The organism is Reichenbachiella sp. (assembly GCF_039944555.1).
Taxonomy (GTDB): domain Bacteria; phylum Bacteroidota; class Bacteroidia; order Cytophagales; family Cyclobacteriaceae; genus Reichenbachiella.
Genome location: NZ_JBDUYN010000006.1, coordinates 704,670 through 728,458 on the forward strand (window position 1 = coordinate 704,670; position 23,789 = coordinate 728,458).

23 protein-coding genes are annotated in these 23,789 nt (G+C 41.6%); 6 read left to right on the forward strand and 17 right to left on the reverse strand.

Going from position 1 to position 23,789, the window contains the following annotated elements:
- Positions 1-111: 111 nt before the first annotated feature.
- Positions 112-1,209, reverse strand: coding sequence for a DegT/DnrJ/EryC1/StrS family aminotransferase (locus ABJD64_RS07535; RefSeq protein ID WP_348180111.1), 1,098 nt, complete (start codon positions 1,207-1,209; stop codon positions 112-114).
- Between the two features lie 208 nt (positions 1,210-1,417).
- Here ABJD64_RS07535 and ABJD64_RS07540 point away from each other — a divergent pair, with 208 nt between their 5' ends.
- A complete protein-coding gene (locus ABJD64_RS07540; RefSeq protein WP_348180113.1) occupies positions 1,418-3,775 on the forward strand; it encodes a family 20 glycosylhydrolase in 2,358 nt (785 codons plus the stop codon).
- Positions 3,776-3,996: 221 nt separating this feature from the next.
- On the opposite strand, the gene ABJD64_RS07545 is transcribed toward ABJD64_RS07540, so the two are convergent.
- The 5 genes from ABJD64_RS07545 to ric all read right to left on the reverse strand — a co-directional run bounded on the left by ABJD64_RS07545 (position 3,997) and on the right by ric (position 8,830).
- Positions 3,997-4,596, reverse strand: a complete 600-nt coding sequence (locus tag ABJD64_RS07545) for a C-type lectin domain-containing protein (RefSeq protein ID WP_348180115.1) — start codon at positions 4,594-4,596, stop codon at positions 3,997-3,999.
- 457 nt (positions 4,597-5,053) lie between these two features.
- Complete coding sequence (locus tag ABJD64_RS07550) at positions 5,054-5,605, reverse strand: hypothetical protein (protein ID WP_348180116.1); 552 nt, start codon at positions 5,603-5,605, stop codon at positions 5,054-5,056.
- A 120-nt stretch (positions 5,606-5,725) separates the two neighbouring features.
- The gene (locus tag ABJD64_RS07555) at positions 5,726-7,237 is read right to left on the reverse strand and encodes a M28 family peptidase (protein ID WP_348180117.1); all 1,512 of its coding nucleotides are present in this window, start codon (positions 7,235-7,237) and stop codon (positions 5,726-5,728) included.
- 74 nt (positions 7,238-7,311) lie between these two features.
- The gene (locus tag ABJD64_RS07560) at positions 7,312-8,064 is read right to left on the reverse strand and encodes a sulfite exporter TauE/SafE family protein (protein ID WP_348180119.1); all 753 of its coding nucleotides are present in this window, start codon (positions 8,062-8,064) and stop codon (positions 7,312-7,314) included.
- 46 nt (positions 8,065-8,110) lie between these two features.
- On the reverse strand, positions 8,111-8,830 hold the full coding sequence (gene ric, locus ABJD64_RS07565) for an iron-sulfur cluster repair di-iron protein (RefSeq protein WP_348180120.1): 720 nt from the start codon (positions 8,828-8,830) through the stop codon (positions 8,111-8,113).
- Positions 8,831-8,904: 74 nt separating this feature from the next.
- On the opposite strand from ric, the gene ABJD64_RS07570 reads away from it, so the two are divergent.
- From ABJD64_RS07570 to ABJD64_RS07585, 4 genes are all read left to right on the forward strand, one after another.
- A complete protein-coding gene (locus ABJD64_RS07570; protein ID WP_348180121.1) occupies positions 8,905-9,498 on the forward strand; it encodes a Crp/Fnr family transcriptional regulator in 594 nt (197 codons plus the stop codon).
- A gap of 307 nt (positions 9,499-9,805) precedes the next feature.
- On the forward strand, positions 9,806-10,279 hold the full coding sequence (locus tag ABJD64_RS07575) for a hypothetical protein (RefSeq protein WP_348180122.1): 474 nt from the start codon (positions 9,806-9,808) through the stop codon (positions 10,277-10,279).
- Between the two features lie 94 nt (positions 10,280-10,373).
- Positions 10,374-12,728 carry an ABC transporter permease gene (locus ABJD64_RS07580; protein WP_348180123.1) on the forward strand — a complete coding sequence of 785 codons (2,355 nt, stop codon included), beginning with the start codon at positions 10,374-10,376 and terminating at the stop codon, positions 12,726-12,728.
- A gap of 28 nt (positions 12,729-12,756) precedes the next feature.
- Complete coding sequence (locus ABJD64_RS07585; protein WP_348208197.1) at positions 12,757-13,311, forward strand: MOSC domain-containing protein; 555 nt, start codon at positions 12,757-12,759, stop codon at positions 13,309-13,311.
- 167 nt (positions 13,312-13,478) lie between these two features.
- On the opposite strand, the gene ABJD64_RS07590 is transcribed toward ABJD64_RS07585, so the two are convergent.
- Genes ABJD64_RS07590 through ABJD64_RS07600 form a run of 3 tightly spaced genes read right to left on the reverse strand, consistent with a single transcriptional unit; the run spans position 13,479 to position 16,691 of the window.
- Positions 13,479-15,698: a molybdopterin cofactor-binding domain-containing protein gene (locus ABJD64_RS07590; RefSeq protein WP_348180126.1), complete on the reverse strand. Its 2,220-nt coding sequence runs from the start codon at positions 15,696-15,698 to the stop codon at positions 13,479-13,481.
- On the reverse strand, positions 15,695-16,159 hold the full coding sequence (locus ABJD64_RS07595; RefSeq protein WP_348180128.1) for a (2Fe-2S)-binding protein: 465 nt from the start codon (positions 16,157-16,159) through the stop codon (positions 15,695-15,697). Before ABJD64_RS07595 ends, ABJD64_RS07590 begins: the two co-directional genes overlap by 4 nt.
- Before the next feature lies 1 nt (position 16,160).
- Positions 16,161-16,691 (reverse strand): cytochrome c, encoded by a 531-nt coding sequence (locus ABJD64_RS07600; protein WP_348180129.1) that lies wholly within the window; start codon positions 16,689-16,691, stop codon positions 16,161-16,163.
- Positions 16,692-16,773: 82 nt separating this feature from the next.
- Here ABJD64_RS07600 and ABJD64_RS07605 point away from each other — a divergent pair, with 82 nt between their 5' ends.
- On the forward strand, positions 16,774-19,173 hold the full coding sequence (locus ABJD64_RS07605; RefSeq protein WP_348180131.1) for an ABC transporter permease: 2,400 nt from the start codon (positions 16,774-16,776) through the stop codon (positions 19,171-19,173).
- A 151-nt stretch (positions 19,174-19,324) separates the two neighbouring features.
- On the opposite strand, the gene ABJD64_RS07610 is transcribed toward ABJD64_RS07605, so the two are convergent.
- The 8 genes from ABJD64_RS07610 to ABJD64_RS07645 form a co-directional block, all read right to left on the reverse strand.
- The gene (locus ABJD64_RS07610) at positions 19,325-19,642 is read right to left on the reverse strand and encodes a 2Fe-2S iron-sulfur cluster-binding protein (RefSeq protein ID WP_348180132.1); all 318 of its coding nucleotides are present in this window, start codon (positions 19,640-19,642) and stop codon (positions 19,325-19,327) included.
- 11 nt (positions 19,643-19,653) lie between these two features.
- The gene (locus ABJD64_RS07615) at positions 19,654-19,950 is read right to left on the reverse strand and encodes a hypothetical protein (protein ID WP_348180133.1); all 297 of its coding nucleotides are present in this window, start codon (positions 19,948-19,950) and stop codon (positions 19,654-19,656) included.
- A 36-nt stretch (positions 19,951-19,986) separates the two neighbouring features.
- On the reverse strand, positions 19,987-20,400 hold the full coding sequence (locus tag ABJD64_RS07620; RefSeq protein ID WP_348180134.1) for a group III truncated hemoglobin: 414 nt from the start codon (positions 20,398-20,400) through the stop codon (positions 19,987-19,989).
- 125 nt (positions 20,401-20,525) lie between these two features.
- A complete protein-coding gene (locus ABJD64_RS07625; protein WP_348180135.1) occupies positions 20,526-21,158 on the reverse strand; it encodes a LysE family translocator in 633 nt (210 codons plus the stop codon).
- Between the two features lie 19 nt (positions 21,159-21,177).
- Positions 21,178-21,807: a LysE family translocator gene (locus ABJD64_RS07630; protein WP_348180137.1), complete on the reverse strand. Its 630-nt coding sequence runs from the start codon at positions 21,805-21,807 to the stop codon at positions 21,178-21,180.
- Positions 21,804-23,042, reverse strand: coding sequence for an MFS transporter (locus ABJD64_RS07635; RefSeq protein WP_348180138.1), 1,239 nt, complete (start codon positions 23,040-23,042; stop codon positions 21,804-21,806). The genes ABJD64_RS07630 and ABJD64_RS07635 overlap by 4 nt, the downstream gene beginning before the upstream one ends.
- Positions 23,035-23,391, reverse strand: a complete 357-nt coding sequence (locus ABJD64_RS07640) for a nuclear transport factor 2 family protein (protein ID WP_348180140.1) — start codon at positions 23,389-23,391, stop codon at positions 23,035-23,037. The genes ABJD64_RS07635 and ABJD64_RS07640 overlap by 8 nt, the downstream gene beginning before the upstream one ends.
- Positions 23,388-23,789: an SRPBCC family protein gene (locus ABJD64_RS07645; protein WP_348180142.1), complete on the reverse strand. Its 402-nt coding sequence runs from the start codon at positions 23,787-23,789 to the stop codon at positions 23,388-23,390. Before ABJD64_RS07645 ends, ABJD64_RS07640 begins: the two co-directional genes overlap by 4 nt.

Below are 23,789 nucleotides of genomic sequence, written 5' to 3' on the forward strand. Positions count from 1 at the left end.
ATAAATTTACGACTTAGGTCAGATTCTATAGATATTAACCCATGTGTGGTGTGGTTTGATAATAAAATCTAAAATCAATTCTTTTGACTGCCATTGGACTTTTCGTGCTTTTTAGGTGAGCTCCTCCTTCAACACTGCTATCACATAATCCTGTTGTTCTCGAGTCAGCTCGGCATAGATAGGAAGGGACAATCCCATAGCCCCAAGTTTTTTAGCCACCGGATAATCATCTGAATTGAACAATTTCTGATAAGGAATAAGTTCAGGCAAGGACTTCGGATAGTGAATTTGCGTCTGGACACCCTTCTCATTCAGTTTTTGCCTCACCATATCTCTGTCCTTCACTTGAATTACATAGACATGAAACACGTGACGATGTTGATCATCGATATGAGGCGTTTCTACTGGTAAATCTGCAAGATAACTGTTGTAATATTTAGCCCTCTCTATCCGAGCATTGGTCCACTGATCAAGGTACTTCAGTTTTACGTCAAGCACCGCTGCCTGCATGGTATCCATACGGCTGTTTCTCCCCTCTCGTAAATGATTGTGCTTATCCACTTGGCCATGATCAGCTATGAGTCTGCAATTTTTTGCCAATTTTTCGTCGTTTGTAAGGATGCCACCCGCATCGCCATAGGCACCAAGATTTTTGCTGGGGTAAAAACTAAACGCACTTACATCTCCGAATGTCCCTACACGCCGGCCTGAAAACTCAGCTCCATGCGCCTGAGCAGCGTCTTCTACAACTTTCAGGTCGTACTTTTTAGCTATAATCATGAGTTCGCCCATATCTGCCGATCGCCCATAAAAATGAACAGGTATGATCGCCTTAGTCTTCGCAGTGATCTTTTTTTCTACTTCAACCGGGTCAAGGGTAAACTCGCCTGGGAGCACGTCGGCAAAGATCGGTGTCGCACCCACCGTGGTAACTGTCTCAGCTGTGGAAATCCATGACATGGCTGGAACAATCACTTCATCTCCCGCTCCTATACCCAATGCCAAAAGTGCAATTTCCAGCGCATCGGTCCCATTGGCACAGGCAATGCAATGATCTGCACAAATATAATCAGCAAAAGCATTTTCAAATTCAGTGATCTGCGGGCCACCAACAAATCTTGCTTGTGTCAATATACTTTCAAAAACTGCATCGATTTCTGGCTTGATGGACTGGTATTGTATTTTGAGATCGACAAAAGGTATATTCATTGTAGCCTTAGATTTTTGTGCTTATTACAAGAATATTGAATTATTCCTGAAGTAGTGAAATTATTGATTGTTTCTGAATAACACAGATCAATTCGCACTAAACACCCCTCTTAGCTGCTTTCAACCCCCATTCAGCTAAATAAATTCGACAGATTCAAATTTGTCAGTAGTCTTATTGAATCATTTTAATAAGAGAAGAGACCGCAGAATGAAGATTAGAAGCATTTTTACCCTTAGCCTACTGCTTGTTGTTTTAGTTTCGTGTAACGAAAAACATAAGCTCACATCCTATAATCAAGGCATCAACATTACCCCTAAGCCACAAAATTTAGTGGTAAATGAAGGAATGTTTTCATTAGATAATACCACCTCTTTCATAGTTACCGACAATAAAGAACTCAAATCTGTTGCGAATTTTTTCACATCCAAAATCAAACAATCTACCGGATATGAGCTGATCGTGACAAATGACAACCAGGACAGGAATTTTATCTCTATCTCATTAAATCCTGAACTAGCTTTAAATGAAGAAGGGTATACACTTGAGTCTACCTCTGAAGGTGTTTTTATTGAAGGTACAACTGCCAAGGGTGTATTTTATGGATTGAATACACTAATGCAGCTTTTGCCAGCCGAGATCGAATCACAATCCAAAATTGATCATATATCCTGGCAAATCCCGGCTGTAAGCATCACAGATGAACCCAGGTTTCCTTGGCGAGGGTTCCATTTGGATGTTTGCCGTCATTTCATTTCTGTTGATCAGGTAAAAAAGCATTTAGACCTGCTGTCAATCTTCAAAATCAACAAATTTCATTGGCACCTAACAGAAGATCAGGGTTGGAGAATTGAAATTAAAAAATATCCTAAACTGACCTCTGTGGGCGGGACACGAACAGAAGCTGATGGCTCAGTCCATTCCGGGTTTTATACACAAGAACAGATCAAAGAAGTGGTGGCTTATGCAGCAGAACGATACATTGATGTGATCCCGGAAATAGAAATGCCCGGACATGCGCTTGCAGCATTATCGGCCTACCCCAACCTCTCTTGTAATGAAGGCACTTATACTCCACGAATCATCTGGGGTGTAGAAACTGATGTATTCTGCGCCGGAAAAGATGAGGTATTTGCGTTTCTCGAAGATGTAATAGAAGAGATTGTACCATTATTTCCCTATCAGTATTATCACCTTGGCGGTGATGAGTCTCCTAAGGAGAGATGGAAAACCTGCAACAGGTGCCAGACCAGAATGAACACAGCAGGCCTTCATGATGAACACGAGCTACAGAGCTATTTTATGAATAGAATGGAAGGCGTGCTAAAAAAGCATGGAAAGAAAATGGTTGGGTGGGATGAAATCCTCGAAGGCGGTATTTCCGATACGGCCAATGTCATGTCCTGGAGGGGCGAAGAAGGAGGAATTGCGGCAGCCAATGCCGGTAATGATGTTATCATGGCTCCTGGAGCCTGGTTATATTTGGATAAATACGAAGGAGATTATAAAATAGACCCTGTGACCATCGGCGGATTATTGCCAATCGAAAAAGTCTATGGCTACGAGCCGATTCCCACAGATATTGACTCATCTAAAGCCCACCATGTTTTGGGGGCTCAAACGACCATGTGGTCCGAGTACATTTATGAGGAAACACTGTCAGAATATAGAATGTACCCCAGAGCCATTGCTTTGGCAGAATTGACCTGGACAAACAAAGACAAAAAGGACTACAAAGATTTTGAACGAAGGCTCAATAATCAAATGGTGAGAATGGATGGTCACGATATCAATTATTACATTCCATTACCGGAAGGACCAACTTCGCACATCGCCTTTATTGACAGTGCTGTCCTGGAATTTACCACACCAAGACCTGTAGACAGAATCGTCTATACCCTCAACAAGTCAGAACCTAATCTTGATTCCAAAGTCTATTCCGGGCCTTTAGTCTTTGATCAGGACGTTACAATCAAAATTGCTTCGGTGTTGCCTCAAGGTAAAATGAGCAAGGTCAGAACAATCAAAGTTGAAAAACAAACGCTTTCTCCATCCATTGACAAAGAGCAGATCGCTCCGGGACTGATCACAAAAACTGCTTATGGAAAGTTTCTTAGCACGGCTGATCTAAACAGCATTGACAGTTGGACTGAAAAACAGATTGATTCACTGGGCGAGGCCAATAGGACTTTACACTGGGGGTTTGTAATTGATGAAAACAGGTTCAGAGCGGAAGTGATCGAAGGATACATCGATATACCTGAAGATGGAGTCTACTTCTTTTCGAGCAATCAGGACCAGGTATGGATAGACAATGCTTTAGTTGTGAATAATGACGGCTACGTGAAGCGTTTCTCCCAAAATGACGGATCTAAAGCGCTTGCCAAGGGCCTTCACAAATTGAAAGTAATCTATCTAAACAATGTATACCGCGGATGGGCTTCCGATTGGAATACGATCGAGGTGAAGTTTAGAAAATCAACACATGAAGAGTTCAAACCAATCACTTCAGAGATGGTCTACAGAGATGGCACGGACAAAAGTGAATTGCTCACAAGTAATCAATAATCCGCTGAGCGAAACCTATCAAGTGGTTAGATAAATGATTTTCCCCTAGTTGATACTGTCTAGAAAAGTATTTACCAGGGGCTAAATAAGGTGGGAATGACTGGCTGGAATTGGGCGTTACTTTCAACCAAGTCCTTATTCCATTAGAAAAAAGAGGCAAATTCTAAACTGATAGCTTGTTGACATCATTCAAAAAAGCAATGAAAGGGTTGTCTAATACATTATTCTTCGTACTCAACAACAAAATACAGTTGGTTTTCAACGCTCAGATCATTCCATTCACCTTCAACTCCAAATATCCAATCGACTATACCCATAGCCAAACCATTTTGTATCTGCCAATTATCTGGTTCGTATCCCCAGTTGTTATATCTGCTATCGACCGAGCCACCGGTATCTCTATCACCAATCCAGAATTTATCCGAGACTCCGTCATTATCGCCATCCCATACCCAATGTCCTTCTTCTTCTATATCATTACCTCCTATCCAAACCTTCGCCGTACCGCTTTCAAGTGCTATCGTCTCATCTAAATTTATATCTGCAAACTGAGTAAGCTCCATGAAAATTTTGTCCTGTTCTTCTTGATCGTTTATTTCCACAAGTTTACCTCCCTCAGATTGAGCGAATTCTGCCGCATCCAACCAACTTTTATTTTCTCTGTAAACGGTATATTTAGTTCCGTTGTATTCAAACGTGTAGGGTTCATACACGATAGGGCCTTCCGTCATTAACGGGGTGGCAGGTGGCTCAGACTCATCTGAACAAGCAAAAACACTGGTTATGACAAATAGGGTTATCAAGAGATTTGACGTTTTCATGGTTTTTTTAATTTAAGATGGGTACGTAAATGTATCTCTGTCTGGAGTTCAGCCCTTGGTCTTCTACCCAATAAATTGGAGCTCCAAGGTGGGCTGGTAAAACTACCGGGCCTTTCTAAATGGTAAATTATAGCAGTAGAGGTTCATGCAATGTAAACTGAGGTAACCTCTTTTTTACCTGACTGGCTTCAGCAATCCTACTTTGTTGATGAACTTTATTCGAAAAAATTCTATGTAAGAATAAGCTAGAGGTCGTCAGACGACAAATTATCGACAATGAATTTATGCAAACGTCTTTTATCAGACATTCTATAGCAAAAAATAAGATCAATGCCGATTATAACAGAATCAACCCTAAAGTATTTGATCTATTAATGCGATGCCAAATAGAATTACTCTTCAAAAATGGATATTAATTGCGTGCTTGGAGCACATATATATCAATGCGCCTTCAAAACTACTTCTTCATAGCAGGATCCACGGCATCAATGATTTCTTGCATTTTATTTCGCGTGTACTTGCCAGAAGTATTGTAAACTATTTTCCCGTCAGCGTCGAGTACATAAAAGTAGGGTACGTCATTCCCGTCGAACTTCAGCGATTTCTTGTATTGTTTTAAAGTACCCTTGTAGAACAACACATAGGGTTGCAATTCCGGAGCAACTGTTTTTTGTACCTTTCTCATCGTGCTTTTATAGGCCGCGCGTTTCGCACCAGTAAACATCGGAATGATGTACAGGTTCAGGTCATACTCAAACTTAAAAAAAGCATTTGGGTCAGGTTCTGTCAAAAACTGGTTGTACATGGGATTGAACCAAGAACCTAGATCCTCCTCGGATTTCTTGGAAAAGGCAAGTGCAATCAAACTGTATTTGCCATTTAGATCTGTGGGGATGTTGATGGTATCGTAGAGCAGGCTTTCTCCTTCCATCTGAGGGAATACATCACCGACTTGAGCAGAGGCGTTACTAAAATAGGCTATCGCCAACAGCGTAATTATATATTTCATGGTTAGTCTAATTTAAGTCTACATTTCGATCTACAAGGACTAAGATAATGCTTACCCACTTGCATACTAGTTGGAAACAAAAAAAACCGATGATTGTTCATCGGTTTTTTTAAAAAAGTTTTAGTTACTTGGCTTCTCATCGAGTGCCGGTCGCTTGTCTCTGTTGACCAACTCCCAAGCTGTATAGAACACCAGCCTTGTTCTCTTGAGATATACTTCTTTTTCTATCTTTTCCACCGTATCTGTTTCTTCATGATAGTCATCGTGCGAACCCGTGGTATAGAAGATTACGGGTATTCCATTTTTGGCAAAATTCCAGTGGTCTGATCGATAATAGATTTGCTCCGGATGATTTTCATCATTATACACATAGTTCAATTCCAGATTGGTATATATGGCATTAGCCTGTTCGCTGATTTGATGAAGTTCTGTTGACAGCTTATCCGAACCAACCAGGCAAACATAATCTTTGCCCTTATAATTCTCCTCATCGTATCTCCCGATCATATCCATATTAAGATTGGTTACCGTGTTTTCTAATGGAAATACGGGATGATCAGCATAGTATTCTGAGCCTAAAAGACCCTTCTCCTCACCAGTAAAGGCTAAAAACAACATGCTTCGTCTGGGTCCGTTTCCTTCGGCTTTGGCCATGGCAAAGGCCTGTGCCATATCCATGACGCCAGCAGTACCGGAGCCATCATCGTCCGCCCCATTAAATATTTTATCTCCACGTCTGCCGAGGTGATCATAGTGAGAGGTAACAACCACCAATTCATCCTTCAAATCTGACCCTTCCAAATAGCCCATCACGTTTTCTGAAGAGATCTTTTTAACTTGCTTCTCTACATTAAAGGCAATCCTTCCAACCTTAACTTTCTTAAAGTCACCTACTGAATTCGCGTCTGCCAGCGCCTTAAGTTTTTCATACGTCTTTCCTGTCAACTCCTTCATCAGGCTTGGAGCTGTAAAGTACATACCTACGAACTGAGTTTCTTCAATACCGGTATCAACCGTCATTCTTCCTGCTTCGTAATAGCCTCGATAACTTGTGACAAGCTCCTCCAATACTTCATCCGATGATGTCCGCACCACCAATGCGAGTTTGGCGCCGTTCTCAGCAGCTATTCTTGACAATGCTACTGCCTTACGATAACTATTTGGCGTGATCATTAATACAGCTTTTCCGGCTACGTCAAGCCCTTTGTAGCTTTCAGCCGAGCCATCTCCTACAAAAACCACTTCCGAGCTCTCTTCACCATTGGTTACCCCACTACCGACAAAAATAGTTTTGTTGAAATTGTCATATTGAGATTTACCAATCTTCAAATGGGCACTTTTTATCTTTGTAGAAATCAAAGGAACATTCTGGTAGTAGCTCATTTGATCTCCATTCTTCACCGGAGGAATCAACCCAAGGCTTTGGAAATGATGACTAATCAAAGCAGCTGCCATGCGCTGGCCTCGTTCGCCGGTTTCTCTTCCTTCCAGCGCATCTGACGCCAGAATACCGAGATAATCAAACAGGTCTTCATTGGTAATGGTATTAGCATATTTCAAAGCTAACTCAGACTTTTGAGCTTGTGCTCCAAGAGCCATAAAGGTTAATATGCTAAAAAATATATTTTTCATAAAAGGATCATTTTTTTGTACTTGCGCGAATTTAGATATTACTACTTGTCAGGGCACCTTTTTTTTATCAGTGGTCAAAACACCATAAAAACGGCAGCTAACGCGGTCATGATCATGATAAACCAGCGAAAATTTTGATCGGACACTTTCTTAATGACTTTTATTCCCAAATAGGCGCCTATGGCAATCATGGGTAATACCGTCAGGTCGAGCAATATGGAATTGAGAGATATAGTATGCCAACTCCAAATATGAAAGGGAACTTTAAACCAGTTGATGGCCATAAAAAACCAGGCTGCAGTACCGATAAATTCATTTTTAGGCAAACGCATGGATAAGAGATATAGTGCCATGGCACTTCCCGCCAAATTACCAACCATGGTCGTAAATCCGGCAGCAACTCCAAGTATCATGGCAAACCACCAGTAATCAGGAATTTTATCCTTGTTCACTTTTTCAAGCCAAATCATAATACCCAGGCTCAAAAATATAATGACACCCATGATGGTCCTAAACACTTGATCATCGATTTCGTTGCCTATCCAGGTTCCAAGAAGTACACCTACAATAGCCCAGGGAAACAATCTCAGTAAGTGCTTCCATTCCGCATGGCGATGATAATAACTTACTCCGAAAATGTCTGCCATGATGAGCATGGGCAACATGAGTCCGCTGGAGTCTTTCCCTCCAAAAGAGGCAGCCAATAACGGTACCGCTATCATGCCCATGCCATGTACACCGGTCTTTGCCATACCAATCAAGAGGCCTGTCAACATGAAGGTGCCTAAGGATAGGTAGGTAAGATCATAAGAAAAGAGTGAGACCACTGTTTTTTTTGTGGCGAAGATAAGTCACCTTATCCAGACACTCACCCTATGCGAACTCCAACTCCAGCCCTTTGGCGTTTTCAAACAGAATGTTATTCTCCAAGTGAATATGTCTATGCAAGTCATCCACAAATTCCTTGAGTTTGGCAAAAGCCACTAAGTAGGTATTGCATCCGTCTTCTGGAGGAGTGAAATTATTTGTAAGCTCTGCTATACGTTTAAATGCATTGCCTTCGAAATCATGCTCCCCTTCCATCGCAGTTATCGGGTTGGTTATGCTACCAAATCCCATTGGGGGAAGTGGTTTTTGGTTAACCTTTGCATATTCAATGGATTCAATAGCAGGAAACAATATCATTTCCTCCTTTTTCATATGATCATAGAGCGCGTCAGTAGCCTCATCGAATATATCTCTGACTTCAATCAGTTCAGGATGTCTTTCGCCATGGACGTCAGCGATTTTTCGTAGTAGCTGAGAAAGATATGGCACACTATCCTCAATATACCGATGATGGACCTCAACAATGTGTTTGATGAGTTGTGAGTTAGTCCATGATGCGTAAGAAATAACCGTTGGGTCCTTTTCCAACTTCGAATTGAGTTGATCCTTTAGCAGATTCACATCGAGCCCTTGTTTTTCACAAGCTTGATCCAATGGTGTTTTCCCTCCACAACAGAAATCCAGTCCATGAGCACTAAAAACTTCCGCCGCTCTATAGTCTTCTTTCACGATGTCTGCGATGGTATCTTTTTCGTTGATTTTCATTGAATGTTTTATTTTTGATCAAAAGTAAGTCAGGTTCATATCCGTGTTTATGATCCTAATCATAACCGAGCAAAATGATCGATTCTTCACTTCTACTGAATGCTGGCGCTGTTGAAACCTCTTATAAAAAAGGGGATTGGATTTTCAGGCAAGGCGATCATGCCCGATTCTATTTTTTGATAGTCAAAGGTCAAGTAAAAATGAGCAATTTTAATGACCAGGGTCAGGAGTTTGTACAAGGACTTTTCTCCGAAACTCAAAGTTTCGGAGAACCCCCACTTTTTGCTGACCTTACTTATCCTGCCAGCGCCATAGCCTCTTCTGATTGCAGACTCATCAAACTGGCAAAGAACAAATTCTTAGACCTTTTGTTATCCAACCCCGAAATCAGTGTATCGATGTGCGAAAGCCTGGCCAAGAGGCTCCATTATAAAGCAGTGATGGCATCTGAAATATCAAGTCAGCACCCGGAGCATCGCATTCTCACGCTTCTTCGATATCTGAAAAATGAGATCCACACAGATTCTTCTACACCCTACCCCGTAGATTTAACCAGACAACAGATAGCAGACATGACTGGTCTTCGTGTAGAAACTGTAATACGCTCAATCAAAAAGATGGAAAAGGAAAACCTGCTTTCTATTCGGGGACGAAAGGTCTATCTCTAATGAATCAAATTATTAACATGTCAAAAATGGCATAAATAATTCCTCTCTTGATAATATCCTCTGAAGGTAAATATAACTATTCCAAGATGAAGTTTTAAGTATAATTGAACTTTTGATGAAAATCAGTGGTAGTCTGAATTCATTCGCAATTATTACTAATTTTACCATACTGCACTATTTATATGAGAAGGGTTTATAATGTGCAAGTGAATGACCTACCTAATGTGAGATTTTCTTAGTTGCCTGATAAGACGACAAATTGCACTTTTTTATCATTACAGGACTCAACAATTAAAAAACAACAGCTATGACTAATGTATTCCGAACGCTTCGAGATGATGAGATAGAAATTGTACTGAATGCTCCAGCGATGGTTGCCATGCTCATTGCCGGTGCCGATGACGACGTGGACAAGGATGAAATAGCTGAGGCTATTCATTACGCCACCACTGCAAAACACCGATACGATAAGCTTGAAGAGTACTTCGAGGATGTAGCCAATAAATTCGAAGATATATTTAAAGACTATATTCAGGATTTGCCGACAGAACTTGATACCAGACAGCATGCAATCACTTCATATCTTAGACAGCTCAATGGTATCTTACCAAAGGTTGATCCAGAGGTGGCGAGTCAGGTTCATCAATTTTTGTTGGATTTGGCCAAAGTAGTCGCTGAGGCTTCAGGAGGAATTTTTGGAATGAAAAAGATTAGCAAAGCAGAAGCAAAATACCTTACACTGGACATGATAGACAAGCCAGCAGATTTGGAAATGCTGTAGATTTTATTTCAATTCTTTTTAAAACTTATAGTCTTGTGCAACTTTTTGAGCTTGGTTTATATCTTTAATGCAGATATAACCAATAACTCAACTCATGTTTAAGCACAACCTCATTCTTACCATCCGCAATTTTAAACGATTCAAAAGCTCGTTCTTTATCAATTTGTTTGGACTGTCGACAGGATTGGCCTGTACTATGTTCATTTATTTGTGGGTGACTGATGAGATGAGCATGGACAAGTTTCATGCCCAGGACGACAGGCTCTTTCAAGTGATGGAACATCAGCAGTATGCCGACAACATCATGACGACGAATTCAACCCCCGGTGTTTTGGCCAAAGCCCTTAAAGAAGAAATACCTGAAATAAAATATGCAGCAACAACCACCTGGATTAGCAAATTCACACTCAGTCACAAGGACAAAAATATAAAAGGAGATGGTTACTATGTTGGGGAAGATTTCTTCCAATTGTTTTCCTATGAACTCATTGACGGACAGGCGGAACAAGTACTTCTGGACAAGCAGTCCATGGTTATTTCAGATGACCTCGCCATTCGCCTGTTTGGGACGACAAACAATGCCGTAGGTCAATCCATCAAGTTAGATCACAACGAAACATTTTTGGTTTCAGGTATATACAAGAAACCTCCTTCCAATTCAAGCTTCATTTTCGATTTTGTTATTCCGTTTGATAAATTTATTGACGACAATCCCTGGGTGACTAATTGGGGTAATAACGGACCAAAAACCTATGTCATATTACAAGATGAAGCCTCTGCGGATGCCGTTTCAGAGAAGATTGCAGGCTTTATTAAAACCAAAGAGGAAGATTCTCATGTCACCTTATTCTTAAGAAAGTTTTCAGAAAGTTATTTATACGGCCGTTATGAAAATGGTGTGCAAGCTGGCGGTCGCATAGAATATGTCCGCCTATTTTCCATCATCGCCATATTTATTCTTCTCATAGCGTGCATCAATTTCATGAATCTCTCTACGGCTAGGGCATCACGAAGAGCCAAAGAAGTGGGTATAAAGAAGGCTGTCGGCGCTCCCAAATCCACCATTATTACACAGTACATGACGGAGTCTTTGCTGATGTCATTGATTTCATTTTTCGCTTCGCTTCTCGTTGTTTTCTTCTTTTTACCCCAGTTTAATGAAATCACTGACAAACAAATATCAAATTCATTTGACCTCTCTGTTGTCCTTTCATTCTTAGGACTGACCGTTGTTACTGGGATAGTATCCGGTAGTTACCCAGCGCTCTACCTGTCTGGGTTTACGATAGTAAAAGTGCTAAAAGGTGAAATCAGAGGCTCTTTGGCTGAGCTTTGGGCTAGAAAAGGCCTGGTAGTATTCCAGTTCACGCTTTCGATTATCCTGATTGTATCAGTTATGGTCATCTATAAGCAAATAGAATATGTGCAATCCAAAAGCTTGGGTTATGACAACGACAACATGATTTATTTTTCTCAGGAGGGCAAGGTTGAAAAAAATGTAGATACGTTCCTGGAGCAACTCAAATCTATCCCTGGAATAGTATCGGCAACAAGCACCGGTCATATTCTATTATATCGTAACAACAATACCTCCGGCCTGGATTGGGAAGGCAAAGACCCTGATGCCAAAATTCTTTTTGAGAATGTAAGAACAAATTATGATCTGTTTAAAACCCTGGATATCAAATTCAAAGAGGGGCGCCCATTCTCCAGAGAGTTTAGCACAGATACTACCAAAATAATTTTCAATGAGGCCGCCATTAAAGTGATGAACCTCGAGGACCCTATAGGGAAGACCATTACTCTTTGGGGAGAAAACAAAATGGAAATCATTGGTGTTGTGAAAGACTTTCATTTTCAATCCCTGCACAACGAGGTAAAACCCCTGTTTTTCCAGCTTACTCCTGAAAACACCTGGTACGTCATGGCTCGAATTCAGGCTGGCGCAGAAAAGAAAACTCTGGCTGACCTAGAGGATTTTTATTCAGAATTCAATCCTGGGTTTACGCTCGAATATGAATTTATGGACAAGCGATATGAATCCCTCTATAAGGCTGAACAGCGGGTCTCAACGCTCTCAAGGTATTTTGCTGGGATGGCTATTATTATTTCCTGCCTGGGGCTGTTTGGGTTAGCGAGCTTCACCGCCGAACGAAGACAAAAAGAGATAGGCATCAGAAAAGTATTAGGTTCTAGTGTAATGAATATCGTGTACTTACTTTCTTCCGATTTCACCAAATTGGTTGGCCTGTCAATATTGATAGCCCTTCCTATCAGTTACTATTTTATCAGCGATTGGCTCGATCAGTTCGCTTTTAGAATAGGTCTGGAAGCTTGGTTCTTCATTGGAGCGGGATGTTTGTCACTTCTCATTGCCTGGCTCACCGTTGGCTCACAGGCGCTGAGGGCTGCGCATGTAAACCCCGCAGAGTGCCTAAGAAACGAATGATTTCAAAGACTTTTGATTAATGGTTATTTTGAAACGATCGCCTTTGGTGGTCGTTTTTTTATTCCACTATATTTGCCAAAAATCATCGCCTATGTCCTACGACGAACCTGTAATGAAACAATTGCTACGTACGATTCCGCAAGTAGGAAAAGTAGAATGGATTGGTATCCGTGAAGAGCGTAAAGCCATTCCCAAGAGTGTTGAGTTGGTCACAGCACAAAAAAAGACCGGACTCGAAGGCGACCACTTTAAAGGTAGTCTGTCAGGAAAGAGGCAGGTTACTTTGATTCAAAAAGAACATTTGGATGCAGTCGCGGCGATTCTAGGCAAGGATTCAATTGATCCGGCGTTGACTCGTAGAAATATCGTTGTTTCCGGCATCAACCTTCTCTCTCTAAAATCTCAAAAATTTAAAATAGGTTCTGCTATACTCGAAACATCGGGAATTTGTGCACCCTGCAACCGCATGGAAGAAAACCTTGGACCCGGTGGATATAGCGCGATGCGTGGACATGGTGGAATCACCGCAAGAGTAATCGATGGCGGCAACATCAAACTAGGCGATACAGTTGAGCTAATTTGACCGTCTAATAGGTCTAACCATTTTATCTGACCGATCAATTGGGCTATATGATATGTTCAAGGGTTAGTCGATAATACTCAAATCCATTTAACGTGCAATTGAATCATTAGATCATTAGGTCATTGCATCATTGAGTCATTGCATCATTAGATCATTGAATCTTTGCATTACGCCAAAATATCTTCTCTAGTCACCGGCAACTTCCGAATCCGCTTTCTTGTTGTATCAAAAATGGCATTTAGTACTGCTGGTGCTAATGGCGGTGTAGCTGGTTCTCCAAGACCTCTGGGTGGTTCTTCACTTGGAACAAAATGAACTTCAATCTCAGGCACCTCGTCAATTCTCAACAATTTATTGTTGTGGAAATTGCTTTGCACAACACGTCCATTCTTAATATCTATTCCGCCATATTTCAATGCTGAAAGCGCGTAAATAATACTACCCTCTACTTGTCCCCTGCCAAAATGTGGGTTGACAACAATCCCACAGTCTAACACGCTTGTGATCTTTTTAATTTTCACTCCCCAATCCGAATCGTCCTTCTCCATTTCTACGATATGTGCGCAAACCGTTTCACCAAAGAAATCATCCATGGCAAAGCCTCTTCCCGCGCCAACAACTTTGGCACGATTCCAAAGGCCTTCAGCTTCTATAAATTTTAGTACGCTACGATTTCTGGTTCGCAGCGTCCTTCGATGTTCTAAGACAATGTCGCCGAAATCCCGCTGACCTGGTCGAGTGGGTCTATCAAAAGCTACATATTCTATCTCCTTTGATAGCAAATCGTTCCTCAACTCCACTGGATCCTTATTGATCTCCAGTGCGAGCTCATCAATAAAGCACTCTTTGCCTAGTGAGCCCGAATGAACTTGCACACTTCTCCAGGCCCCCTGGTGAACAAATCCATCAATTGGGTTGAAAAATGCTTCTAAATGTTCAAAATCATATGGATGCTCCCAAAGCTGATCTCCTGATACATAGTCTTGTGTCTTTATCAGTTTGACTTGCATGCCCACCACTCTATCTTCGTTGATCAAACCATTAAACTTTGACTGCTGATAGGGATGAAAATAGTCGTGTCGAATGCCATCTTCTCTGGTCCAGGTGAGTTTTACAGGTTTTTTCAATTGTTTGGAAATATAAGCTGCCTCAATAGAGGTATCCGGATAATATCGGCGTCCAAATGAGCCCCCGGAATTCTGTACATGTACAGCTATTTTGTCTTCAGGTATATCCACAGCCTTTGCCACATTCAACACCACCTTGCTCGCGTTTTGTGTCCCCACCCAAATTTCACAGGAATCTCCATTGTAATGAGCAGTGGCATTCATAGGCTCCATCAGAGCATGTGCCTGGTGCGGATTTTCATAAGTCGCTTCGATCTCGCGATAACCTTCTTCTGCCTTTAGTTTTTGGTAGTCACCAGCACGATAGGCTGGTTCTTCAAACCGTTCTCCGGCAGATTCGATGATTTCTTCTAATTTCTGATTGTCATTATTTCGATTCTCACCCAAATCCCAATCAATTTTAAGTGCCTTGCGGCCTTTAAATGCTGCCCAGGTAGAGGTGGCTATAATTGCCACCCCCTCTTGTACATGGGTCATATCTTCTGCAGGTTGAAGAGCAGGGATTGCCATTACTTCTAGTACACCCTGGACTTCCAATGCTTCTGTATCATCGAATGAAAGTAGCTTGCCCTTGTAGACCGGACATTTTTCTATCGAGGCATACAGCATTTCAGGCAAATCAACATTAATACCATAGTTACCTTTTCCAACCGCGATTGCTTCGGTGATCAAATTTTGAATTGGCTTTCCTACCAGCGTATAGTCCTCAGACTTTTTAAAAGTCACTTCTTCCGGAACTTCCACTTTAGCAGCTTCGTCAGCCAGTTCTCCAAAACTCAATTTTCTTTCCGTACCAGCTTCTAAGACAAACCCATTTTTGGTACTCAGTTGTTCCACCGGAACCGCCCATTGCTGCGACGCAGCTTTTTTCAACATTTCACGTGCTGTAGCTCCCATTTTGCGCATCGGATCCCAATACCAGGAAATGGTGCCACTGCCACCGGTCGTAGGTCGGATAAGCCCGTCGTACTTTTTGTCATAATCGGCTCGCTCTAATCTTATTTTTGACCAATCAGCCCCCAACTCTTCTGCCAATATCATAGGAAGCCCGGTTCCGGAACCTTGTCCCATTTCATGTGCGGTTAGCTGAAAAACAATATTACCATCCCGGTCGATACTCAAAAAATGGTTAAAATCTACCCTGCTGCCTTCTTTGTCTTCTTGAAGCATTTTGGCTACCACCGGCACGGTCATCGTAAGCATCAGGCCACCGCCAGCCAGCGTAGTCACCTTCAAAAAATCTCTTCTGGTTGTCCTCATGATTCTTGATTTTTAGCCACAGATTTGATCGCTTTCACTATTCTTGGATAGGTACCACATCTACAGACATTACCCTTCATGGCCCTGTAAATTTCTTCCTCCGTGGGTTGAGGAATTCGCTCTAGCAAAGCTGCAGCTGACATGATTTGACCGGTCTGGCAATAGCCGCACTGAGGAACATCAATGTCCTTCCAGGCTTCTTGAACCGGATGATCGCCGATCTCTGACAATCCTTCTATGGTTACCACCTGCTTACCTTCCATTCGACTGATGGGTATCACGCAAGACCGTATCGGTGTTCCATCTATATGAACTGTGCAGGCTCCGCATTGTGCAATACCACAACCATACTTGGTCCCATCCAGTTTGAGGTGGTCGCGAATGACCCATAGTAAGGGCGTATCTGCGTCAGCCTCAACACTTTTTTGCTCTCCGTTGATTTCAAGTTGATAAGTTGCCATGTCAGTTTTTTGATAGTTGTTTAGAAGATGGATGGGTCAGAAAGGCTGCCTCATTGCCCCAGGAATTTTGGATATAATTGATCACTTCTGTTTTCTCCTTTTCGGTAATTGGAACAGGTAACATGCCACCGGTGACGTCCGACCCATTTTCTATTAGATACTGAGCCCTTGCGGTAAAATCTGGTGTAATTGTTTCATGAATGAGACCTGGATAAGCACCTCCTAAACCCGTGCCATCAGCACCATGACAGCTTAGACATTGGGCGATATAGACTTCCTTACCTCTGGCTAATTCTGCCATTTCCTGCTCTGTATATCTACTGCATCCAATGGTGATCCAGGCCAATGTTAAAATGAAGACACTTCTGAATTTAGGCATGAGTTGTTTTTTTAGAATAAGGTAACTCCTAAATCGAATCCATAAAAGTGACTCACGACATACGACAGAATGAGTACGATAAATGACGTTAATCTCAGGAATACCTTCCATATCGCACACCCACTGCACGAAAGTGGACAAATCCAATATCATCCCTTACAAGTTATGTGATTGATAATCAACTATTTATATGAATCGGCACGTATTTTGGCATGGAAAAGCTAAAACCACAACTATGCTTAAGAATTACTTCAAAATTGCACTCAGAACGCTGATCAAGAACAAAACATACGCGCTCATCAATATACTGGGGCTTTCTATTGGAATCACCTGTGCTTCGCTCATTCTTTTCTATGTTGAAGATGAATTGACTTACGATCAATTTAATACGAAGCATGAACAAATCTATAGAGTGGTAGAGTCTGATCATTCGGATCCAAGTGCTGTGGAATACTACGGACAAACTTCTCCTGCCGTAGCAACTGCCATGAAAAATGATGTTCCTGGTGTGAATGACTTCACCAGAGTATATCAGCCCGGTGGGCATAGAGACATTCTCTGGAATGGTGATAAAGTTCAAGTGAGAACTTACATCGTGGGCGAGGCCAACTTCTTCGATTTCTTTGATTTTGAATTTGTTGCAGGTGATAAACAAGGCGCACTGAAAGATCACAATTCAGTAGTGCTATCTGAATCTGCTGCGCGTCAGTTTTTTGGAAAAGAAAACCCTATTGGGCAGACAATGAAATGGGCCAACATGAACGATGTGAAGGTCACGGCAGTTGTAAAAGATGTTCCCGAAAATTCACATCTACAGTTTACTGTACTGTTTTCATTCAACACCATCGATCAAGATGGACTATCGGACTATCTAAAATCCTGGGATAACTATGGCGCTTATACTTATGTGATGCTAGATCCTGTTTCAGATATTAATGTGATAGAATCAAAGTTTCCTGAGCTGGTAACTAAGTATGACAAAGAAAATACAGCAGACATCAGAAAATTTGAGCTGCAGAACCTGGCGGATATCTATCTCAAGTCGAAGGATATCCAGTACGGTATCAGTGACGTCAACGGAAACATCTTCTATATTAATCTCTTCATTGGGATTGCCATTTTTATTATGGTAGTGGTTTGTATCAACTATGTCAACCTCTCTACTGCTAAGGCCACTCAACGGTCTAAGGAAATAGGATTAAGAAAGGTCAGTGGCGCCAGTAAAGGTCAGCTCATTACTCAGTTCTTAATCGAGTCAATCGTCGTTGCTGTTTTCTCATTTGTGCTGTCCGTGTTCCTAATTGAAGTCCTTCTTCCTTATTTCAATGAAATAGCAGGCAAAAATTTTGATCTGAACAAAGAAAACATCCTTGATATCTCTCTCATCATCTTTTCCATTACGGTATTCCTGGGAACTGCTTCCGGAATGTATCCGGCACTTATACTGTCCAACCTAAAACCTGTAGCCAGCTTAAAAGGTGAGGTCAAGTCCAACTCTATGAATGTGCGAAGCACTTTGGTTGTTGTTCAGTTTGCCATCAGCATTGTCATGCTGGTTGGTGCATTGGTGATCTATCAGCAAATGAAATACATCGAAAACAAAGCGCTTGGCTTTAATCAAGACAACATGCTGGTTGTGGACATTAACTCCCGCAACACCCGAACCAACTTCATGGCCATGAAGTCGGAATTCAGCCAAGTACCAGGAGTCGAAAGTGTGGCCACTTCTTCACGCGTACCAGGAGAATGGAAAGGCATCAGACGCGTAGATTTCAAATCACATCAGGCATCAGCAGATTCGACCAACTCTTACTTCATGTGTTTTGACGAAGATATGCTCAGTACCTATCAGGTCGAACTCATAAAAGGATCCAATTTCACTGGCAATAAAGTAACTGATTCCACCAAAGTCATTCTGAATGAGGCCGCTGTAAAAGCTCTGAACTTAGAGAATCCGATAGGTCAGACGATTTACCTATCGTCTCGGAGATCAGGACCAATGAAGGTCATTGGTGTGGTGAAGGACTTTCATTTTCAGTCCTTGCACAATGATATTAAACCCCTGGCCCTGGGCTATTGGGCTAATCCAGTGACTTCCATAGATTACTTCTCATTTCGCTTGTCTACTGCCAATTTCAAAGAAACATTGGCAGGCATCACAGCGGTGCATGACAAATTTGACAAAGACACTGCCATAGAGTGGCATTTCCTGGACAACCAACTCAATAGTTTTTATGTGAATGATAAACGCATAGGAGAACTATTCGGAATTGGAGCCATTATCATGTTAGCAATTGCAGGATTTGGCTTGTTTGGAATTACTTCCTATATGATTGACAGAAGGAAGAAAGAAATTGGGGTACGAAAAGTACTGGGTTCCACTGGTGTGCAGTTAGTAGCTCTGCTATTCAAATCCTACGGAAAACAGGTACTTATTGCCTTTGGTGTAGCTACACCGTTTGCTTATTACTTCGCGAGCGAATGGTCAAGTTTATTCACCTACAAAGAGACTATTTCAGTAGTAGTATTTCTTATAGCCGGTTTAGTTGTGATGCTTTTTACTTTCCTCACGGTGAGTTACAGGGTGATCAACGCCGCCAGGCTAAACCCTGTAGATGTGCTGAAAGACGAGTAGTTGGTTCTACGTCTGACAAAATTTCTAGAGGTCAATTAACTCAAAAATGATGAACCTACTGTCTGCGGACGCTGCTATCATCCAAAAGACAGTAGGTTTTTCTATTCTGAAGGAGCTTTTTTGGCAAACGACTATAAGTATTTCCGAATTGTTAATCGTCCTTAAGTATTCTTAACCGTAGCCCATTCAACTGCTCGTTAGCCGCTATCTGGCAAGCCAGTCTGCTGGTCGACGTTAAATTCGGCAAACCGTTTAATGTTTTCTTCTCATCTATATCCAATTCTCTGGGAATTTCACCACTCACAATCTCAATGTGGCAAGTACCACACCAGGCTCTTCCTTTGCAATCTCCCCATTCTTCAATGCATCTATCATAAAGCAAAATCATGAGGTTGTCGTACTTGTTAGGAATGAACTCGATGGTCAACCATTCATTTCTAACATCAATAATATCGAAGCTGTAAGACATATAAACTCAGATCATCCCTGAAGAAGCAAAACAAGGCTGTCTTCCAAGGCTTCCACTCTATGCGTAACTTCTACGGGAATATTGAACTCATCCAGCCTTGACAAGACTTGAGAATTCTCTTCTTCCGTGTATCTGATCTCACCTGCTATCACCACAAGCACCGTTGGCCGGTGCGCTTTGTGATCTTTTAACATCATACCTTTATTGAACCCGATACAAATAGTCTTGCTCTGACTTGTCTTATGCAACGCCTTAGCCACTGGACGATTGGATGTTTTCAGTTCTTCAAGTATTGATTTTAATACCATTGCTTATTCGATTAGATTTTGATAATTGAATTGAGATCAGGGCTTTATTTGTAAGTGTTCCTTATGATCTCTTGCTTGAAAAATCCGAAGAAACATGATGTGCGCCATGCTTCTCGCTCTTTCCTTGGCCAGCTCTTTGTTTTTGCCCTCAAAAAGATCATCCAGGGTTTCAAACCACAACTGCAGCCAATGCCCGAAATGAGCTTGTTCTATTTCGTTGTTGAAATGCTGATCTACGGAGAGATGCGCTCTTAAAGGATTTCCTTTATAAGCCTTTACAAAGAAAAGATTGGTTTCCCAAAAGTCGGCCAGTTTTGAAAGATGCTCTGACCAATCAGTGATAATTTCATTGAAGAAAGGACCAATGCTATGATGCTGTCTAACCTTATCATAGAAAGTATTTACCATCAGTTCTACATCCTGCCTGGAACGTATGTCATGCTTTATCATGTTGCAATGTTAATCCAACACCATAGCATGAATTTATGATTTAAATCATAAGTTCAATCCTTTGGCTTTTGCCAATTAACGATGGTCGAAGGTTGAACTCATTCCAGCTTGTAGTAGCAATGATTCTATTTCCTGGCAAGTGCTAGCTTGATCCCCAACCCAATAAACATGATGCCGGTGATTCTATCCAACCAGGCCTTGAACTTGTAGTTGGCTCTGATACTATTGGACATTTTAGATGCAAAAAAAGACAACAGCACGCACCAAACGGTCCCAAGTAATAAAAAGATCAAACCAAGGACAGAGAAGGTCAGCGAACTTTGTGGGTAAGCAGGGTCTACGAATTGCGGTATGAATGCCAAAAAGAACAAGGCCACTTTTGGATTCAGTACATTCATTAGTACACCTGATACATAGATTTTGCGAAAGCTGCGTACGTTATTTGGGTCATCCAACTCATACGACGTCTTGGTCTTAGTGACTAAAGACTTCACCCCTAAAAAAATCAAATAACCCGCACCAAGATATTTCACCACTTCAAAGGCCAGGGCAGATTTAGCCAATAAGATGGAAAGTCCAAGCACGGCAAAAATGCAGTGTATGAGTACTCCGGTAGATATGCCCAGGGCCGACATCAATCCCGCCCTTTTGCCTTGTGAGATACTGCGACCCAAAATATACATGGTGTCAGTACCTGGAGTCAAAATCAGTAGTACCCCAGCTACTAAGAAAGTTTCAAAGTTGATGATTCCAAACATGTCTTAAAGTGTTAGTAGTTCAATTATTAGTTCGTCTTACGGTCGACAGCATCAAACCGCTCAAAATCAGTAGAGCACCGATGATTCTGTTTTGAAAATGTATTTTCTCTTGGTCTTCCAGATACCTTTTTAGCCTGGAGGCGAATTTGACATATATCAGCAAACAAATGCCATCAATCGCCAGATAGGAGGCGCCTAAAACAACCACCTGCGACACAAATGGAAAGTTTTGATCTATAAACAAAGGAAAGAGCGCTGCAAAGAAGACAATCGCTTTTGGATTGGAGGCTGACATCAGAAAACCTTCACTAAAGAGCTTGAAAAAGCCCTTTTGTTTTTCTTCCTTCTTAAATGCGCCTATCTCCGGCTTAGCAATAATTTTGGTGATCCCCATGTAGATCAAATACGCCACACCAGCCCATTTGATCAATCCGAAAATTTCACCCGAAGAGATTACAATTGAGGCCAGTCCCAGAGAGGATAACGCAATTTGTATCGCATTTGCCGACAGGTCGCCCAGTATAGTTCCTACTGTTTTCCTGGCACCGTAATTCATACTATTGGCGGAAGCCAACAAGACACTGGGGCCCGGTGTGACTCCGATGATCAAAACAGTTCCCAAAAAAGAAAGCCAAAGTGTTACATTCATAATTTCTTTAGTTTCATACCTCCAATCAGGTGATAAAATAAAAAAATACTAGTTGAAATTATCAATAAAGAAGCTCCTATGCTAAATAAATCAGCTAAAAATCCAAATAGGATAGCAAGAATAGAGGTAACAATAGTTCGATAAAAAGACTGAGCAGAAAGCACGGAGGTAAGGATCTTATTGGGCACGTCATCCGAGAGTATGGCCGTCATATTAGGCTTTCGTAAATTTTCAACCACAAATACCAGGATGAAAGACAGGAGCGAAAGCATCCACCATTCATTATATATGAAAACCCCACTCAAGGCACCACACACCAGGCCCACTTGCAAGGTGACCCATGGGATTCGCTCCGTACCTAACCTCTTGAGTTTAAAGGACATTTTAGAAGCATATGAAGTCATTAGGAAAATAAAAAAGTACACGATACCTATCAGCAAACCACTTTTCTTTTTTAGCTCCATAGTCTCCAATATGGGCAAGAGTATAGCCAACTGTAGCATCACAGGTTGGATATAATCCTTGATGACTTTTAGGTAGGCCGTATGGATGGCCGAAGAATTGATAACCTGGAATACCTTTCTGTTTTTGACCGCACGAAAAAGATTGATGGCATAAGTAAATAGATTTTTTGTTGCATTTCTATCCTTCTTACTCAACGAGTGATTGAGTACTTCCGGATAGGTCATTATATTAATAAAATTCAATAAATAAGGAACAATCGAAAACAGGTATACCGATCTATAACTTCCGGCATACATGACCAGCCCTCCTGCAAACAACGCTGATATAGCAGCTCCTTTTTGAGACCAGGAGCGAGTGTGCCCATAGTACATGACTTTTTGATCCTCCCAGTCGTTCAGTTTCAAATAATCCATGATCATGCCTTTGTGAGTACCCGATCTGAAGGCATCTGCCAAGCCATAGACCGCCATCGCCAGAAATAATATTTTGAAGTCATTCGAAAGATAGAAAATGACAAAAGACAGGATGTAAAAGAAGAATGAAGCCAATAAGGCATGCTTTCGCCCATAAGTATCGGCCACTATTCCTGACGGGACCTCGCACAAGTTGACCGCTATTTCCCGGGTGGCATACAGTACACCCATCTGACTAAATGAAATTCCCTGGTCTAAAAAGAAAAGTAGAAGAAACGCGTCGTAAAACCTTAGGCTCTTTAAAAAGCCGTAAGCGCAAAATTTGACATACTGACCGTTTTTCTCTAGTTCATTCATTTCCGGAAGGCCCTGAATCAAATGCCCTGGTATCGAAAACCAAGAGTATGCTTGTAATTCGATCTTTGTCTGTCTCAAACAGCTGAGTCATCGGAGTGGAAATGCCCGACTTAGTGAAATTGTATATCAGACAGGCCGATGTCTCATCCTCATAGAATTGTATGACCTCAAAATCAAAGCCTTCAGGGGGATTAGCCAACATAGATGCGATGTAGGAATCAGCGGAATCAAAACTGTAAAACGGTCCGCTGAACTGTAAATCCCGAGCTAATATCGTACGCAGTTGTCCAAGGTCGCCGGTATTGAAGACGATGTCCATGTACTTTTGAGCAAGTTCCAAAGGTGTCATTTTATATCGAGTTTTATTTTTGCGACCAATCCGTCCACATAGCTATCCCAGCCGACATCATGTGCGTCTTTACTCTCTTGGGACAAAAATCCCGAATGCTCCAGGTGAATAGTGGTCTGGTTTCCATCTTGCTCAAATTCCACCGAAACCAAACTCTCCTCTTCGGAGCCCTCCCACTGCCAGGTATATTTCAGTTTTTCATTGCAAATCACTTCTTCGAATATACCGGTCATGATACCAACTGCCTCAGGAGATTCGGCCCACAGTTTAAAAACGCCCCTCAAAACAGGATTGCTCTCAATTTTGGTAACAGGAGGAATCGTCATATCCGGAGAAACCCAGGCTTCGAAGAGTGTCTCCCTGCTTAGGTCCAGAACATATTTTTTTAGAATCATCAT